Genomic DNA, 17,205 nt, shown 5'->3' with positions numbered 1-17,205 from the left:
TCAGTCTAATAGGCAGCAGACCTACCTTATGTTGTGGTATTGGGCAATGCATTTGTAACTGTCCCGTTAATTTCGCAACTCTCAGAGGATCAGAAGGGACACATCTACTCGGCAAGAAAAAGGGGCGCGAACGCCCCTTAGCTTAAGTTCAGCCGATCGCGACGGCTTTGATGTCCTCGTCAATGAACGGGACGTATTGCTCGAAATTCTCGGCAAACATCTGCACCAGTTTTTCCGCCTGTTTGTCAAAGGCGCTTTGGTCATCCCATGTGCGGCGCGGGTCCAGCAGAACTTCGGGGACGCCGGGAACCGAGACCGGGACGTCAAAGCCGAAATTCGCATCTTTGCGGAATTCGGCATCCGCCAGCGAGCCTTCCAGCGCGGCGGTCAGCAGGGCGCGCGTGGCCTTGATCGGCATCCGGCTGCCCACGCCATAGGCTCCACCGGTCCAGCCGGTGTTGACCAGCCAGCAGGTGGCGCCATGCTGGGCGATCTTGTCGCGCAGCAGGTTGCCATAGGCCTCGGGACGGCGCGGCATGAACGGCGCGCCGAAACAGGTTGAAAAGGTGGGCTGCGGTTCAGTCACGCCATGCTCGGTGCCTGCGACCTTCGAGGTAAAGCCCGACAGGAAGTGATACATCGCCTGCGCTGGCGTCAGCCGCGCGATCGGAGGCAGCACGCCGAACGCATCGCAAGTGAGCATGATGATGTTCTTGGGATGCCCGCCCAAGGCCGATTTCGACGCGTTCGAGATGTATTCCAGCGGATAAGCGCAGCGCATGTTCGCGGTCAGCGAGTCGTCGTTGAAATCCAACTCCTTGGTCTCGGGGTCGAAGACCATGTTCTCGATCACGGTGCCGAACTTGCTGGTCGTGGCGTAGATTTCCGGCTCGGCCTCGGCGTTCAGGTTGATCGTCTTGGCATAGCAGCCGCCCTCAAAATTGAAGGTGCCGCGATCCGACCAGCCGTGTTCATCATCGCCGATCAGAACCCGCGCGGGGTCAGCGGACAGGGTGGTCTTGCCGGTGCCGGACAGGCCGAAGAACACGGCAGTGTCGACCGGGTTGCCCACGGCGTGGTTGGCCGAGCAGTGCATCGGCATCACGCCTTTCTCGGGCAGCATGTAGTTCAGCAGGGTAAAGACGGATTTCTTATTCTCGCCCGCATATTCGGTGCCGCCGATCAGGATCAGCTTGCGGTCAAAGTTCAGCGCGATCACCGTTTCGGACCGGCAGCCGTGCTTGGCCGGGTCGGCCTTGAAGCTGGGGCAGTTGATGACCGTGAAATCTGCGGTGAAATCGTCCAGATCTTCGCGATCCGGGCGGCGCAGCAGGTGGCGGATGAACAGGTTGTGCCAGGCCAGTTCCGTGACCATGCGCACGTTGATCGAATAGCTGGGATCGGCCCCGCCGACGAGGTCCTGCACGAAATAGTCGCGGCCCTTCATATGGGCCAGCATATCTTGGTAAAGCGCATCGAACCCTTCGGGGCTCATGGCGGCGTTGTTTTCCCACCAGATGCTGTCGGCGACGCTGTCGGTTTTGACGACGTGCTTGTCCTTTGGGGACCGGCCCGTGAACTTGCCGGTGGTGACCAGAAACGCACCGCCATTGCCAAGGGTGCCTTCGCCACGCTTCAGCGCCTCTTCGATCAGCGCCGGTTCCATAAAGTTGTAATAGACATGTCCCAGACCCTCGATGCCCTGATCTTCGAGGCGGAATTGCGGGTTAACCCGTCCAGATGTCATGTGTGTCTTCTCCTGTGGTGGCGCGGGCCTTGGGCCGGATGCGCCATGGGCAGATGCCGGGATAAGCCCGGCGGTCAAGCGCCTCTTATCATGGTATTTTGGGGCATGAACAGGTGGGTTTGGCGAGTTAGCGCAACCAAGCACAGGTTTAGCGCCACCACGAATTGCCTGCCGTAATTCAGGGCAACAATTCGGGCGGGGCAAGGCAATTTTGCCGCATACCTGCCGCAAGAATGGCACGATTCGTGGTTACGGATTGATTCGGTAGATCAAAAACGCCAACAATGTCTTACAAAAAAGCGTATTATTGCGCGAGTGAGCAGGAATAGGGGTGAACCCGATGTCGAAGATTGCACTGGTGGACGACGACAGAAACATTCTGACGTCCGTGTCCATGACGCTTGAAGCCGAAGGTTTCGAGGTCGAAACATATAATGACGGGCAGGCCGCTCTGGACGCGTTCAACAAGAAGCTTCCGGATATGGCCGTGCTGGATATCAAGATGCCGCGTATGGACGGCATGGATTTGCTGCAGCGGCTGCGCCAGAAAACGCAGATGCCGGTAATTTTCCTGACCTCGAAAGATGATGAGATCGACGAGGTTCTGGGCCTGCGCATGGGTGCGGATGACTATGTAAAAAAGCCGTTTTCCCAACGTTTGCTGGTGGAGCGCATCCGTGCGTTGCTGCGCCGACAAGAGGCCACAAGCGGCGATGCGACCGCTGCCAATACCGGCGATACCAAGGTAATGGAACGTGGGGAATTGCGGATGGATCCGCTGCGCCACGCGGTCAGCTGGAAAGGGACGGATGTGTCTCTGACCGTGACCGAGTTCCTGTTGCTGCAGGCGCTGGCCCAGCGTCCGGGCTTTGTCAAAAGCCGCGATCAGCTGATGGATGTGGCCTATGACGATCAGGTCTACGTGGACGACCGCACGATCGACAGCCACATCAAACGCCTGCGCAAGAAGATGCGTGCAGCGGACTCTGAGTTTTCGGCCATCGAAACCCTTTACGGGATCGGGTACAGATACAACGAAGAATAGGCCTGGCCGTCTACAAGAGGTAATGGGGTTCCGTGCGCGACACTGAACGAACCGATGAATTGCGCGACGGTGACGTCGTTCTGGGGGATGACTGGGTTATCCCGCAGGACCTCGATTCGGAAGAACTGCAGCATAAGCGATCCCGACGGAACCTGTTTTCGCTGCGCGGCTCGCCGCTGGCGCGCAAGATCATCACCTTCAACCTGATCGCCCTGGTCATTCTTGTGACCGGGTTGCTCTATCTGAACGACACCCGCAAGGAACAGGTTCAGCAGACGGCGCGCAACCTGATGGGTGATGCGCAACTGGTCAGCAACGTGTTCGAGACTCAGTTGCGGCAGGGAAGCGCACAGAACCCGCGCGATGCCTCGGATCTGGACGTCAAGGACACCCTGGCGGGCCTTAGCCTGCCCAAAGGCGGTGAGGTGTTCGTCTACGATTCCAGCGGCACCCTGATCGGCTGGACGCGCGGGGCGTCTCCGCCATCGGAACTGCCTGTGTTGCTGCGCTCGGACGCGGATATCCAGACCGGCAGCACGGTGATCAGCGATACCTTGAACGCCGTCTGGACCGGCCTATCCCGCATCATCAATTGGTCACCCGAGGTTGAGGCACCGACCCTCGCACAGCGTGTTCAGACCATTGTTCCGACCGCGTTGCAGGGCCAGCATCAAGTGCAGGCAGTGTCGGACGAAGCGGGCGATACCGTAATCGTCGCCGCCGCGCCGATCCTGTACGAGGGTATTCCCGCCGGAGCGGTCGCCATTACCGGGCCCGCCGGTGAAATTGACGCTTTGGCGCGGCGCGAACAGGAACGGGTGCTGCAGATGTTTGTGGTGGCGCTGCTGGTGTCCATCGGCCTCAGCCTCGTGTTGGCCTCGACCATCGCCAACCCGTTGGCCGATCTGGCCGCCGCTGCCGAAATGGGCAAGGACCGGGGCACCGGGGTCAATCCCGGCCGCATCCGCATCCCCGATCTGAGCGCGCGCCCGGATGAGATCGGACGCCTCAGCCAGGCCCTGCGCGGGATGGTGACCGCGCTTTACAACCGGATCGACGCAAACGAACAATTCGCCGCCGACGTGGCGCATGAGATCAAGAACCCGCTGGCCAGCCTGCAATCGGCGGTCGGCACGCTGCGCATGGTCAAGCGCGACGATCAGCGTGAAAAGCTGCTGGGCGTGATCGAGCATGACGTGAAGCGTCTGGACCGTCTGGTCAGCGATATCTCGAACGCCTCGCGTCTGGATGCGGAACTGGTGAAAGAGGAAGAACAGCCCTTCGACCTGCTGAACCTGCTGGGCAATATCGGCCAGTTCCTGGGTGAGGATGCCCGGTCCAAAGGCATCGACTACATCACCGACCTGCCAAGCGATCCCATTGTGGTCAATGGGCTGGAGGCCCGTCTGGCGCAGGTCTTTGTCAACCTGATCACCAACGCGATTTCCTTCTGCGAGGAAAGCGATGCGATCCGGGTCTGGGTCCGCAAGCGAGACAACCGCGTGCTGGTGGTGGTCGAAGACACCGGCCCCGGTATCCCAGAAGAATCGCTGACCAAAGTGTTCAAACGCTTCTATTCGCAGCGGCCTGCCGAGCATTTCGGGAATAACTCGGGCCTGGGTCTTGCCATTTCGAAACAGATCGTCGAAGCCCACGGCGGCGTGATCTGGGCCGAGAATATCCGCCCGACCGAGGCCGACATCACATCAGACCCGCTGGGTGCGCGTTTTGTCGTGGGGCTGCCAGTCTGACATCATGACCATAGCGGCCCTGTCAGATGCGTTGAATCAGGACAGTGCCTGTGTTCATGCAACTTGCGTTGCCGTCGATGGCCAGGGGCTTCTGATCGTTGGGGCCTCGGGGTCCGGCAAATCCGGTCTTGGTCTGCGTATGATGGCGCTGGGGGCAGGTCTGGTCGCGGATGACAGGGTCAATCTGCACATGGACTCCGATCAGGTCATCGCCGAGCCTGTTCCGCAGATCTCGGGCCTGATCGAGGCGCGTGGTATCGGTCTGCTGCGGGCCACGCCTTGCAGCCCCTCACCGCTGGCCTATGTCGTCGATCTGGACCAAGCCGAAACAGCCCGCCTTCCGGAACCGGTAACGATACAAGTACTGAGGCAATCTGTTCCCTTGCTTCGCGGGGCCGACCTGCCCAATTTGGCGGAAGCTTTGATCCAACTGCTCAGGATGGGACGCGTGACCACGGATTGGCCCGGCACATGACTTCGCAACGGCGCATCGTTCTGGTGACGGGCCCCTCGGGCGCAGGCCGGTCCACGGCGATCCATGTCCTAGAAGATCTGGGGTTCGAGGCCATCGACAACCTGCCCATGGGCCTGTTGTCCCGACTGCTGGACGGGGCCGAAAGCGACCGCCCGATGGCCCTTGGCATCGACGCCCGCAACCGGGATTTCTCGACCATCGGGTTCATTGAACTGGCGGCCAAGCTGGGCCGCATGGTGCAGGTCGATCTGACGGTGCTCTATCTGGATTGCAGCGATGACGTGCTGCTGCGGCGATTCTCGGAAACGCGCAGGCGGCACCCGGTGGCGCGCGATTCCAGCCCCGAAACCGGCGTGCGGCAGGAAAAGGAACTGCTGGCCCCGATCCGCGAGATTGCCGATACCTTGATCGACACCAGCGCTCTGAACGTGCACCAGCTGCGCGAAGAGGTCGAACGCTGGTTCGCTCCCAAGGACGGTCGGCATTTGGCGGTGTCGGTGGAGTCCTTCTCGTACAAACGCGGCCTGCCGCGCGGTCTGGACATGGTGTTTGACTGCCGGTTTCTGGCCAACCCCTACTGGCGGCCCGAATTGCGGGCAGCGGATGGTCGAAACCCGGATGTGGCGCACTATGTACAGTCCGATACGAACTACGCACCGTTTTTCGACCGTGTGGTGGAGTTGCTGTCACTTCTGCTGCCGGCCTTTCGCGCCGAAGGCAAAGCACACCTGTCCGTGGCATTCGGCTGCACGGGCGGGCAGCACCGATCCGTCGCCATGGCCGAAGCGGTTGCGAAAGCCCTTGCAGAGGGGGGGCAGCAGGTGGCAATTAGGCATCGCGAAATGGAACGACGCGCGTTGAATGTGAGGCCGGATTGATCGGGATAGTGATCGTAGCGCATGGGGGGTTGGCTCAGGAATACCTGTCCGCGATGCAGCATGTGGTCGGACCGCAGCCCGGCCTGAAGGCCATCGCGATCGAGGCCGACCACAACCGCGACGAAAAACAGGCCGAAATCTGCCGCGCCGCCGATGAGGTCGACGTGGGCGACGGCGTTGTTATCGTGACCGACCTGTTTGGCGGCAGCCCGTCGAATCTCAGCCTGCGGGCCTGCGCGCCGCAGGATCGGCGCATCCTTTATGGCGCAAATCTTCCGATGCTGATCAAATTGGCCAAAAGCCGCCACCTTCCGGTTGCCGATGCGGTGCGCCGGGCGATGGAGGCTGGACGGAAGTACATCAATGCGCAAAATGTGACATTGGATTAAGACCGGATTGATTGAAATGACCAGCCGAAGCCTGAAAATCATTAACGAAAAGGGTCTGCACGCCCGCGCCTCGGCCAAGCTGGTTGAACTGGTCGAAGGCTTTGACGCCCGCGCCGAAGTGTCCAAAGACGGACTTTCTGCCTCAGGGGACAGTATCATGGGCCTTTTGATGTTGGCAGCCTCGCGCGGAACCACTATTGACGTCGAGACGTCCGGGCCGGATGCTGAGGCATTGGCAGAAGCCCTGGAAGCTCTTGTGAACGACAAGTTCGGAGAGGGGTTCTGAACCGCCCCGCCGGGACAGCAAGAACGGGAAGACCAGGAATTGGCGGAAACGACGCACGAAACCAAGACAGGCCCGATGGTGGATGGGACCGCGGATCAGGGCGAGATCTACGACCGTAGAACCCTGACCTATGCGAACTCGTTCGACGACGCCTGGACCTCGACGGCCATCCGCGCCATCGAATGGTGCACCGGCAAGCTGACCATTCTGCGAATGGTCAACAAGTTCGAAAAAAAGAACGAATACTATCGGGGCCAAAGGTTCTGGCGTGGCGCGCTGGATGTCATGGGGATCGACCTGACAACCCCGCAGGATCAGATCGACCGCATTCCCAAGAAAGGCCCGGTTGTCGTGGTTGCAAACCACCCGCACGGCATGGTCGACGGCATGATCCTGGCCGAACTGATCGGACGGGTCCGCAGCGACTACCGCATCCTGACCCGCTCGGTCCTGACCGGGCTGGACGAGGCCGCGACCTCGTTCATGATCCCCGTTCCCTTCCCGCATGACCCCGAGGCGCAGGCCAAAATGCTGGAGATGCGGGGCAAGGCGATGGAGCATCTGAAAAACGGCGGCGTCGTGGCCCTTTTCCCATCCGGCGTGGTGATGTCGTCGGATGACTGGTTCGGCCCGGCCATCGAGCGCGAGTGGAATGTCTTCACCGCCAAAATGATCCGCCGTTCGGGCGCGCAGGTGGTGCCGATCTTCTTCCCGGGCCGCAACTCGCGTGCCTATCAGATCGCCAACAAACTGTCCGCGATCCTGCGACAGGGCCTGCTGCTGCACGAGATCGTCCGCTCCTGCAACAAGCCGCAATCTCCGGTGATCGGCCAGCCGGTCTCGGACGAGGACATGCAATTGCTGGAACGCGACCCGCGCGGCTTCATGGCCTGGCTCAGAAAGCGCACGATGGCGCTGGGCCAGACACCCAACGCCTGATCCGGAACTTCATCTGGCCAAAAATATCCCGGGGGTGAGCCCGGATAAAATCCGGGCGAGGGGGCTGGCCCCCTTTACCGTGTCGGAACCGGAACCTCACCGCGATAATCATAAAACCCGCGTTCGGTCTTACGGCCCAGCCATCCGGCTTCGACATATTTGGTCAACAGCGGGCAGGGCCTATACTTGGTATCCGCCAGCCCATCATGCAGAACGTTCATGATCGCCAGACAGGTGTCCAACCCGATGAAATCCGCCAATTCCAGCGGCCCCATGGGGTGATTGGCCCCCAGCTTCATAGACTGGTCAATGGACTGCACGCTGCCCACGCCCTCGTACAGGGTATAGACAGCCTCATTGATCATCGGCATCAGAATGCGGTTCACGATGAAAGCCGGAAAATCCTCGGCGCTGGCGGCGGTCTTACCCAGCCGGTCCACCACGGCTTTGCAGGTGCTGAATGTCTGTTCATCGGTCGCGATACCGCGAATCAGTTCCACCAATTGCATCACTGGCACGGGGTTCATGAAGTGGAACCCCATGAACCGTTCGGGCCGGTCCGTCCGGCTGGCCAGACGGGTGATTGAGATTGAGGATGTGTTCGAGGTCAAAATCGTATGCGGCAAAAGATGTGGTTGCAGGTCCTCAAAGATCGCCTGTTTGATCGCCTCGCGCTCGGTCGCCGCTTCGATTACCAGATCGGTCTGCCCCAGTTGCGGCAGTTCCAGCGTCGTGCTGATCCGCTTCAACGCCCCCTGCATGGCCTCTTCCGAGATCTTCCCCCGCGACACCTGACGCGCCAGATTGCCTTCAATCGTGGTCACGGCGCTGTCCAGCGCGTCCTGGCTGACATCGTTCAGCAGAACGTCATAATCCGCCAGCGCCAATACATGGGCGATGCCATTGCCCATCTGGCCCGCGCCAATCACTCCGACCGATTTTACATCCATGTTCAGTGCCTTTGTTCTTGGGTTGCCGCGACATTACCGGCAGTTCGGGGCGGGCGGCAAGGGACTCGGTTGGGTTGGATTTGCTTCAAATGCGCACATTAGCATTTTCTCAAGACCTGAGGCGGCAGGATGGCAGCGGGTGACAATTGGGTGAGTGATATGAGCTATCATCAAACGGGCGCGGGATTGCCCGAAGACCACGTGTGCCGCTACGGGGCATCAAAGCTGCAGTTTCGCGGACCGAAGCGGTCTCTGGGTGGGTCCTATCTGGCGTGTTTGGGCGGGGATGAGACGTTTGGACGTTTCGTTGACCAACCGTTTCCGGCCTATCTGGAACAACGTCTGGACCGCAAATGCGTCAATTTCGGAAGCCTCTTCTGCGGGTTGGAGGCTCTGTCGCAGGATGCTGATCTGCGGGACATGGCCAATGCGGCCGAACTGTGCGTGTTGCAGGTGCCGGGCGCGCTGGGGCAGTCGAATCGGTTCTACAAAGTGCACCCGCGTCGCAACGACCGCTTCCTCGCTCCGAATGGAGATCTTGTCGCCCTATACCCGGATCTGGACTTCACAGATGTGCACTTTGTCCGCCACCTGCTGGGGCGGCTGCACGCATGTTCCGATGCACGGTATGAGGTCGTGGCACAGGAATTGCGCCAGCAATGGACGCGGACGATGGTGCGGTTTCTACAACAGATCGAACCGCCGGTCATTCTGCTCTGGCTGCGCGTGGATGGTGAGATTGCGACTGAATATGGCGGCCCGCTCGGCTGTGATCCGGTTTTTGTCGGGGCCGATATGGTCGAGGGTTTGAGGCCGCTTTGCGCTGGGATCGTTGACCTGAGCGTTCGGTTGTCCGGCGACTCGGATGAGATCGAGGATTTACTGTTCGGAACCCTGCAGCAGCCCATGGCTGAGCACATGATCGGACCAGCCTCGCATCGCCGGATCGCGGATGCGCTATATTCTGCGATCAGTGATCTGAATTGAAAAAGCCCGCCTGTTGGCGGGCCGTTCCTAGATTTTCCGACGAAAAATCTCAGGCTGTGATCAGCCGAGTTTCTCGGTCAGTTCCGGCACCGCCTGGAAAAGGTCTGCGACCAGTCCGAAATCGGCAACCTGGAAAATCGGCGCTTCTTCGTCCTTGTTGATCGCAACGATGACCTTCGAGTCCTTCATACCCGCAAGGTGCTGGATCGCGCCCGAGATACCGACTGCGACATACAGATCGGGGGCAACAACCTTACCGGTCTGACCCACCTGCCAGTCGTTCGGGGCATAGCCCGAGTCAACGGCGGCGCGCGAGGCACCAACCGCCGCGCCTAGCTTGTCGGCCAGCGTTTCGATCAGTTTGAAGTCCTCTTCCGAGCCGACACCACGGCCGCCCGAAACAACAACGCCAGCCGAGGTCAGTTCGGGACGGTCGCTTTCGGCCACCTTGTCCTCGACCCATTCCGACAGACCTTCGGAACCCGGAACCGAGATGGTTTCAACCGGGGCCGAACCACCTTCGCCCGCCGCGTCAAAGCTGGCCGTCCGCAGGGTGACAACCTTCTTGGCGTCGTTCGATTTCACAGTCTGGATCGCGTTGCCCGCATAGATCGGACGCTCGAATGTCGAGCCGTCAACCACGCCGGACGCATCCGAGATCACCATCACGTCCAGCAGCGCGGCGACGCGCGGCATCACGTTCTTGGCGTCGGTGGTTGCCGGGGCCACGATGTGCTCATAGCCGTCGGCCAGCGACTCGATCAGCGCTGCGGTCGATTCCGCCAGGCGGTGACCCAGCGAGGCATCCTCGGCGACCAGCACCTTGGCAACGCCATCGATCTTGGCGGCGGCCTCACCAGCAGCGGCGGCGGAACCGCCTGCGGCCAGAACAGTCACGTCACCCAGAGCTTTTGCGGCGTTGACGGCCTTGGCGGTGGCGTCCAGCGACAGCTCACCATTGTTGACTTCAGCGAGAAGAAGAACAGCCATTACACAGCCCCCGCTTCTTTGAGTTTCTCGACCAGCTCGTCAACCGAGCCCACCACGATACCGGCAGCGCGCGCGGGCGGCTCGTCGGTTTTTACAATCTCCAGGCGCGGGGTGACGTCAACGCCGTAATCGGCGGCGGTTTTCTCATCCAGCGGCTTTTTCTTCGCCTTCATGATGTTGGGCAGCGAGGCATAGCGCGGCTCATTCAGGCGCAGGTCAACAGTCACGATGGTCGGCATCTTGACGCCGATGGTCTGCAGACCACCATCCACCTCACGGGTGATCTTGGCGCTGTCGCCTTCGATGTCCAGTTCGGACGCGAAGGTACCCTGGGACCAGCCCAGCAGGGCCGACAGCATCTGACCGGTGGCGTTCATGTCGTTGTCGATCGCCTGTTTGCCAGCCAGAACGATGCCCGGCTGTTCCTCTTCAACGACTTTGGCGAGGATTTTGGCAACGGCCAGCGGTTCGATATCAGTGTGGACGTCATCAGCCGCAACCACCAGAATCGCACGGTCTGCACCCATGGCCAGCGCGGTCCGCAGGGTTTCCTGCGCCTGCTTTACGCCAATCGAAACGGCAACAACTTCGTCCGCCTTGCCCGCTTCTTTCAGGCGGATCGCCTCTTCCACGGCGATTTCGTCGAAGGGGTTCATCGACATTTTGACATTGGCGAGATCGACACCGCTGCCGTCCGCCTTGACGCGGACCTTCACGTTATAGTCGATCACGCGTTTGACAGGCACGAGTACCTTCATATTGCGCTTGCTCCTCACAAAAAACGGTAAGCCGCGAAGCCCACCAATGCTCTCGTGGGACTGAATAGCGTCTCAGGTCGCACGACAACAGGGCAAAATCGTCACGTCATGCACTTGGGACGTCGCGTTTTGTGCTTTTTTCAGCGTGCGGAAGTGCTGCGTCGGGATGCGGGGAACGGGCGCTTAGCGGTTGGCGCCCGGAATCCACAAAACGTCATCCTTGCCGCCGTTGTTGGCGCAGCGTGCCGCAACAAAGAACCAGTCGCTCAGACGGTTGAGGTATTTCACCGCCACAGTGTTCACCGGCTCCATATTGGTCAGCTCAACTGCCAGCCGCTCGGCCCGGCGCGAGACCGTTCTGCAGACATGCAGATGGGCCGCCAGACGCGAGCCGCCGGGCAGGATGAAACTGCGCAGCGGTTCCAGATCGGCGTTCATCGCGTCAATCTCGGCCTCGAGCCGGTCGATCTGGGCGGGCGCGATGCGCAGGGGCGGATAGTCGGCCTCGGCATCTTTTTCCATGTCGGGGCGGCAGAAGTCTGCGCCCAGATCGAACAAGTCGTTCTGGATGCGGGCGAGGGCGGCGTCGGTCTCGCCATCGGCCTCGGTTCGGGCAACGCCGACGAAGGAGTTCAACTCGTCCACCGTGCCATAGGCCGCCACACGGCCCGAATATTTCGCGACACGCTCGCCATTGCCCAGGGCGGTTTTGCCGTCATCGCCGGTGCGGGTGTAAATCTTGTTCAGAACGACCATCTATTGCACTCCTTGCCCGCGCAGCCAGACGAAAAGAACGATCAGCACGACGGCGACGAACTGAAACAGGATACGCAGCCGCATCATCTTGTTGCTTTTCTTGGCAGCTTCCATGCCGCCCTTGCCGAAATTGGCGATGCCCAGGGTCAGCACAACGACCACTGCCGCCATGGCCAGAAGCAAAACGACCATCAAAAGGTCCATGAACTCACCGTCTGTGTGTTATTTGCGATTGGCCTGATCTAGCCTTTGTCGCGCCAAAAGCGAACAGGTTTTTTGCCTCAGTCCGCCGACAGGATGCGATCAATCGCGCGGGTGGACAGGACGCGGCGCAGATATCCGGCGATATACGTGGGGGTCGTCACGTAGTACCGCGCCCGGGGTCTGCGGGATTCGACCGCATGGGCCAGCTTTGCCGTCACCGCCGAGGCTGGCAGTTCGAACCGGTCGGGCCCCGACGATTCGTAGAGCCGTTTCAGCAAACCGGCCTCGTATTTCTCGCGAAGGGCCGAGTTCTTCCAGTCGATGAACCGTTCGAACATGGGGATCGAGTTCACGCGGATTTTCGATGTAACCGGGCCGGGTTCGATCAGGATGACCTTGATATCCGTGTCCCGCAACTCCATCCGCAGCGTATCCGTCAGCCCCTCGACCGCGTATTTTGTGGCCACATAGGCCCCGCGCCACGGAATCGCCACCAGCCCCAGCACCGAAGAGTTCTGGACGATTCGCCCGTGCCCCTGCGCCCGCATGATTGGGATGATCTGCCGGGTCAGTTCGTGCCAGCCAAAGAAATTCGCCTCGAAAATCTGGCGCAGGCCGTCGGTGGGTAGGTCCTCGACCGCGCCGGGCAGCCCGTGCGCGCCGTTGTTGAACACCGCGTCCAAAGTGCCGCCTGTGGCTTCGATCAACTCGGCCAGGCCGGACGTGATGGTCGCCGCGTCGGTATAGTCGATTCGGGGGCTTTCGAACCCTTGCGCCCGCAGCCGGTCACAGTCTCGCTGCTGGCGGCAGGAGGCAAAAACCCGCCAGCCGCGCGCACGCATACCGTGTGCGGCGTCCAGACCTATGCCCGAGGAACAACCTGTAATGAGAATTGATTTCTGCATGTCATCCCCGACCTTGTCCTGCGCCCATAGCTATGGTCAGGAATGCGGCAGAGCAATGACATGCAGGTTCTAGTTGTTGGTTTTCCGGACGAGTGAGGCCGAAATCCAACCGACCTGTTGCGTGGGTACCACGCGCAGGCGCAACCAGCCGGTGCCGGATTCGCTGAGGATTTCGACCTTCTGGCCGATCACCGCCTTGCCGATGATCGGATAGATCGTGCCGGGCCCATCGCGCATGTTCACGCGAGTGCCCGAGATTTCGCGGATATCCTTCTCGGGTTCCGGCTGGGCTGGAATCGCGGCCGGTTCAGGTTCCACATCCGTTACGACCTGCTGCAGCCCGGCAACGCCTTGTTCCAGCGACGCCAGCGTCAGGGTCACGCTTTGATCATCAAACAGGGACGGGTTCGCCCTAAGCCCTGCGGCGACCTGAGACAGCAGGGCTTTGGTTTCTTTTTCCCCAAGGACAGGTTCGACTTGGGTCTGGGGCGGAACAATATCCGAGGGTTGCAAAGCCACGCGGGTCACGAGTTGTTCGACCGGGGCCTCGACCACAGGTTTTGGGGCAGGTTTGGGAGCCACGGCCACGCGTTCAGGTTGTTCGGCGCGTATGCCGCGCGGCTCGAAATCGGGACCCCCGCTCATTACATAGAAGGTCCAGCCAAGTGCGGCAAAGGTAACTAGTATCAGGCGCGTCATGGCGCATCCCCCGGCAATCGTAACATCAAAAAACAGGCAGCAACTTAATTGAAGAAATCCTAGCATAATTTGTGGGCCGAGTCGAAAGATGGGGGAAATCCGGGGGTTGCCTCCCCCTGTTGCAAAAAGCGCGACTTGTCCCCAGCAAAATATGCCGCGGTTGCTTTACCAAGGCGCGCGTGCGTTGTACCACATCATATATGAACGATACGATCGACGACCCCAACATGGAGGCCCCCGAAGGCGGGGGCGAGGTAGCCGAACCGCTTCGCCGCGCCATAGGTGAGCGTTACCTGACCTATGCGCTGTCCACCATCATGCACCGGGCGCTGCCCGATGCGCGGGACGGGTTGAAGCCGGTGCACCGGCGAATCCTCTATGCGATGAGAGAGCTGCGACTCAGTGCAACCGGAGGTTTCAGGAAGTCCGCCAAGATTTCCGGCGACGTGATGGGCAACTATCACCCGCATGGCGACGCCGCTATCTATGATGCGATGGCGCGTCTGGCGCAGGATTTCAACGTGCGCTACCCGCTGGTCGACGGGCAGGGGAATTTCGGCAATATCGACGGTGATAACCCGGCGGCCTCGCGTTACACCGAAGCGCGGATGACCATCGTGGCCGAGGCGCTGCTTGAAGGTCTGAACGAAGACGCCGTCGATTTCCGCGACAACTACGACGGCACGCTGACCGAGCCGGTCGTGTTGCCCGCGCAATTCCCGAATCTGCTGGCGAATGGCGCCAGCGGTATCGCAGTTGGGATGGCGACGAATATTCCGCCGCACAATATCTCGGAGCTTTGCGATGCCTGTCTGCATCTGATCAAGACGCCGGATGCGCGCGACGATACTTTGCTGAACTATGTCCCCGGCCCGGATTTCCCGACCGGCGGCGTGATCGTTGAGCCGCCCGAGAATATCGCGCAGGCCTATCGCACCGGGCGCGGGTCCTTCCGTCTGCGCTGCAAGTTCGAGGTCGAGGATCTTGGTCGCGGCCAGTGGCAGATCGTCGTCACCGAGATCCCCTATCAGGTTCAGAAATCCAAGCTGATCGAAAAGATCGCGGAACTGATCCAGACCAAGAAAATCCCGATCCTCGGTGATGTAAGGGACGAATCCGCTGATGACATTCGTCTGATCCTTGAGCCGCGTTCCAAAAACGTCGACCCCGAGGTGCTGATGGGCATGCTCTATCGCAACTCGGACCTCGAGGTGCGGTTCAGCCTGAACATGAACGTGCTGATCGACGGTGTGACGCCCAAGGTCTGCTCGATGAAGGAAGTGCTGCGCGCCTTCCTCGATCACCGGCAAGAGGTGCTGATCCGCCGCTCGCGTCACCGGATGGCCAAGATCGATCACCGGTTGGAGGTGTTGGAGGGCTTTATTGTCGCCTTCCTCAATCTCGACCGTGTGATCGACATCATCCGCTACGACGATGACCCCAAAGCCGCACTAACGCGCGAGGATTGGGGCATCGACCATGTCCGCGCGACCGACGAATCCGACTACGTCTCGCCCAAACCGGGCGAGGGCGAACTGTCCGAAGTTCAGGTCGACGCCATCCTCAACATGCGCTTGCGCAGTCTGCGTCGTCTGGAAGAGATGGAACTGGTCCGCGAACGTGACGAGTTGATGCTGGAGCGCGCCAACCTCGAAGACCTTCTGGCCGATCCCGCTCTGCAATGGGCCAAGATCGCCGAGCAGTTGAAAGAGACCAAGAAGACCTTCGGCAAAGACTACGAAGGCGGCGCGCGCCGGACTCAGTTCGCCGAGGCGGGGCAGGTCGAAGAAGTGCCGCTTGAGGCGATGATCGACCGCGAACCGATCACGGTCGTCTGCTCTCAGATGGGCTGGATCCGCGCAATGACCGGTCACATCGACCTGAAGCGCGAGCTGAAGTTCAAGGACGGCGACGGCCCGCGGTTCATCTTCCATGCAGAAACCACGGATCGCCTGCTGGTCTTCGCCTCGAATGGTCGATTCTACACCGTCAGCGCAGCCAACCTGCCCGGTGGGCGTGGGATGGGTGAGCCGCTGCGTCTGATGGTCGACCTGCCGAACGAGGCTCAGATCATCGACATCCTGATCCACAAGCCGGGGCGCAAGCTGCTTGTGGCCTCGGACGCGGGCAACGGCTTCATGGTGCCCGAAGATGAGGTGCTGGCCCAGACCCGCAACGGCAAGCAGGTGCTGAACGTCAAGGGCGACGAAACCGCGATGATCTGTAAGCCCGTCGAGGGCGATCACGTGGCCGTTGTCTCGCAGAACGGCAAGTTCCTCGTCTTCCCGGCCGAAGAATTGCCCGAGATGACGCGGGGCAAGGGTGTGCGTTTGCAGAAATACAATATGGCCAGGGGGCGGCAGGGGACGCTGGAACTGGATGGCGGGTTGTCCGATGTGACCACTTTCAACTGGGAAGAGGGCCTGAAATGGTCGATGGGCGGCGACAAAACCCGGCACGAGGCCGATATGTCCCAATGGCTGGCAAAGCGTGCAGGCGTTGGCAAAAAGGCCCCCTATGGATTCCCGCGCAGCTATAAATTCTCGTGATCCAGCGCCGCGCCCAAGTGAATTTCTGTCGATACGGCTTGGCACACCCCGTATCGGTGCGCTAGATCAAAGAAAAACAGGCCTATCGAGACGAGAGACATGCTGCGCATTCTGACACTGATCACCGGGCTGGCCCTGATGGGTGCCTGCACCCAGACGCAAGTTTATGAAGAACCCGAAAGTCTGGGCGAATTCAAACTGCGCGTGAACTATGCCTTCGCCGACAAGGCCGTTCAGGGGCCGGTGTCACGCGATGCCACGCCGGACGAATGGACCGACGCGATCCAGAACGCGGTCGATATTCGTCTGGGCCGCTATGAGGGCGCGCAGGAATATGACATTGGCATCAGCCTCGAAGGGTATATGCTGGCCCCTCCGGGCATTCCAGTGATTTACAATCCGAAAAGCACTGCGATCGTGTTGGTCAACGTCTATGACGTGAACAAGAAAGAGTTTCTGGCCAAGGGCAAACAGTTTCAGGTGCTGGAAGACACGACCGGTGAAAGCGCTCTGACCGGATCGGGCAATACCCGCACCAAGGAAGAGCAGATGAGCGGTCTGGCCTTGAAAGTCGCCGACCGGGTCGAGGAGTGGCTGGCCGAGGAACATAAGGACAATGGATGGTTCGACGGACGTCCTGACCTGATCCAACCGCTCGATTCCGTCGAGGTCACGCAAAATCCAGCATGACAAACCGCTTTTCCCGCAGGATGTGCTTGATTTTCCCCTGCGAACCAAATATCTCGCGCGCGCAGATGTAACCACGGGACCAAGGGTCCCCCAAATCGCAAAAGGGCGCCTGAGGAATGGCAAAGGAAAAGTTTGAGCGTACAAAACCGCACGTCAACATCGGCACGATTGGCCACGTTGACCATGGTAAAACGACGCTGACCGCAG

The 17,205-nt window shown here is 60.3% G+C and carries 19 protein-coding genes; 11 read left to right on the top strand and 8 right to left on the bottom strand.

Annotated features, from left to right (window positions below; all coding sequences use genetic code 11):
• Window positions 1-148 precede the first annotated feature (148 nt).
• Complete coding sequence (locus tag ACR0NJ_RS16320) at window positions 149-1,747, bottom strand: phosphoenolpyruvate carboxykinase (protein ID WP_480818190.1); 1,599 nt, start codon at window positions 1,745-1,747, stop codon at window positions 149-151.
• Window positions 1,748-2,087: 340 nt separating this feature from the next.
• Here ACR0NJ_RS16320 and ACR0NJ_RS16315 point away from each other — a divergent pair, with 340 nt between their 5' ends.
• The 7 genes from ACR0NJ_RS16315 (at window position 2,088) to ACR0NJ_RS16285 (ending at window position 7,510) form a co-directional block, all read left to right on the top strand.
• Complete coding sequence (locus ACR0NJ_RS16315; protein WP_480818189.1) at window positions 2,088-2,792, top strand: response regulator transcription factor; 705 nt, start codon at window positions 2,088-2,090, stop codon at window positions 2,790-2,792.
• A gap of 32 nt (window positions 2,793-2,824) precedes the next feature.
• Window positions 2,825-4,543: an ATP-binding protein gene (locus tag ACR0NJ_RS16310; RefSeq protein WP_480818188.1), complete on the top strand. Its 1,719-nt coding sequence runs from the start codon at window positions 2,825-2,827 to the stop codon at window positions 4,541-4,543.
• Window positions 4,544-4,547: 4 nt separating this feature from the next.
• Window positions 4,548-5,018, top strand: a complete 471-nt coding sequence (locus tag ACR0NJ_RS16305; RefSeq protein ID WP_480818187.1) for an HPr kinase/phosphorylase — start codon at window positions 4,548-4,550, stop codon at window positions 5,016-5,018.
• Complete coding sequence (gene rapZ / locus ACR0NJ_RS16300) at window positions 5,015-5,896, top strand: RNase adapter RapZ (RefSeq protein WP_480818186.1); 882 nt, start codon at window positions 5,015-5,017, stop codon at window positions 5,894-5,896. Before ACR0NJ_RS16305 ends, rapZ begins: the two co-directional genes overlap by 4 nt.
• A complete protein-coding gene (locus ACR0NJ_RS16295; protein ID WP_480818185.1) occupies window positions 5,893-6,285 on the top strand; it encodes a PTS sugar transporter subunit IIA in 393 nt (130 codons plus the stop codon). Before rapZ ends, ACR0NJ_RS16295 begins: the two co-directional genes overlap by 4 nt.
• A gap of 16 nt (window positions 6,286-6,301) precedes the next feature.
• A complete protein-coding gene (locus ACR0NJ_RS16290) occupies window positions 6,302-6,571 on the top strand; it encodes an HPr family phosphocarrier protein (RefSeq protein ID WP_480818184.1) in 270 nt (89 codons plus the stop codon).
• A 75-nt stretch (window positions 6,572-6,646) separates the two neighbouring features.
• A complete protein-coding gene (locus ACR0NJ_RS16285; protein ID WP_480818183.1) occupies window positions 6,647-7,510 on the top strand; it encodes a lysophospholipid acyltransferase family protein in 864 nt (287 codons plus the stop codon).
• Between the two features lie 74 nt (window positions 7,511-7,584).
• Here the strand turns inward: ACR0NJ_RS16285 and ACR0NJ_RS16280 are convergent, their stop codons facing one another.
• Window positions 7,585-8,460, bottom strand: a complete 876-nt coding sequence (locus ACR0NJ_RS16280; protein WP_480818182.1) for a 3-hydroxybutyryl-CoA dehydrogenase — start codon at window positions 8,458-8,460, stop codon at window positions 7,585-7,587.
• Between the two features lie 159 nt (window positions 8,461-8,619).
• Between ACR0NJ_RS16280 and ACR0NJ_RS16275 the strand changes: the two genes are divergently transcribed.
• The gene (locus ACR0NJ_RS16275; protein ID WP_480818181.1) at window positions 8,620-9,447 is read left to right on the top strand and encodes a DUF6473 family protein; all 828 of its coding nucleotides are present in this window, start codon (window positions 8,620-8,622) and stop codon (window positions 9,445-9,447) included.
• A gap of 60 nt (window positions 9,448-9,507) precedes the next feature.
• Here ACR0NJ_RS16275 and ACR0NJ_RS16270 read toward each other — a convergent pair whose 3' ends face one another.
• The 6 genes from ACR0NJ_RS16270 to ACR0NJ_RS16245 all read right to left on the bottom strand — a co-directional run bounded on the left by ACR0NJ_RS16270 (window position 9,508) and on the right by ACR0NJ_RS16245 (window position 13,759).
• Window positions 9,508-10,437: an electron transfer flavoprotein subunit alpha/FixB family protein gene (locus tag ACR0NJ_RS16270; RefSeq protein WP_480818180.1), complete on the bottom strand. Its 930-nt coding sequence runs from the start codon at window positions 10,435-10,437 to the stop codon at window positions 9,508-9,510.
• The gene (locus tag ACR0NJ_RS16265) at window positions 10,437-11,195 is read right to left on the bottom strand and encodes an electron transfer flavoprotein subunit beta/FixA family protein (protein WP_480818179.1); all 759 of its coding nucleotides are present in this window, start codon (window positions 11,193-11,195) and stop codon (window positions 10,437-10,439) included. Before ACR0NJ_RS16265 ends, ACR0NJ_RS16270 begins: the two co-directional genes overlap by 1 nt.
• A gap of 183 nt (window positions 11,196-11,378) precedes the next feature.
• The gene (locus ACR0NJ_RS16260; protein WP_480818178.1) at window positions 11,379-11,951 is read right to left on the bottom strand and encodes a cob(I)yrinic acid a,c-diamide adenosyltransferase; all 573 of its coding nucleotides are present in this window, start codon (window positions 11,949-11,951) and stop codon (window positions 11,379-11,381) included.
• Window positions 11,952-12,155, bottom strand: coding sequence for a twin transmembrane helix small protein (locus ACR0NJ_RS16255; protein ID WP_480818177.1), 204 nt, complete (start codon window positions 12,153-12,155; stop codon window positions 11,952-11,954).
• Window positions 12,156-12,232: 77 nt separating this feature from the next.
• Entirely contained in the window at window positions 12,233-13,060 is an 828-nt protein-coding gene (locus ACR0NJ_RS16250) for an SDR family NAD(P)-dependent oxidoreductase (RefSeq protein WP_480818176.1), read from the bottom strand.
• Window positions 13,061-13,129: 69 nt separating this feature from the next.
• The gene (locus ACR0NJ_RS16245; protein ID WP_480818175.1) at window positions 13,130-13,759 is read right to left on the bottom strand and encodes an SH3 domain-containing protein; all 630 of its coding nucleotides are present in this window, start codon (window positions 13,757-13,759) and stop codon (window positions 13,130-13,132) included.
• A 200-nt stretch (window positions 13,760-13,959) separates the two neighbouring features.
• Between ACR0NJ_RS16245 and parC the strand changes: the two genes are divergently transcribed.
• The 3 genes from parC to ACR0NJ_RS16230 all read left to right on the top strand — a co-directional run.
• Window positions 13,960-16,308, top strand: coding sequence for a DNA topoisomerase IV subunit A (gene parC / locus ACR0NJ_RS16240; RefSeq protein WP_480818174.1), 2,349 nt, complete (start codon window positions 13,960-13,962; stop codon window positions 16,306-16,308).
• A 99-nt stretch (window positions 16,309-16,407) separates the two neighbouring features.
• Entirely contained in the window at window positions 16,408-16,998 is a 591-nt protein-coding gene (locus tag ACR0NJ_RS16235) for a hypothetical protein (protein ID WP_480612386.1), read from the top strand.
• 116 nt (window positions 16,999-17,114) lie between these two features.
• The coding region (locus ACR0NJ_RS16230) for a GTP-binding protein (protein WP_215675807.1) at window positions 17,115-17,205 on the top strand (91 nt) is incomplete at its 3' end.

The organism is Ruegeria sp. F11 (assembly GCF_056533855.1).
This window is presented reverse-complemented; position numbering and strand designations above follow the sequence as displayed.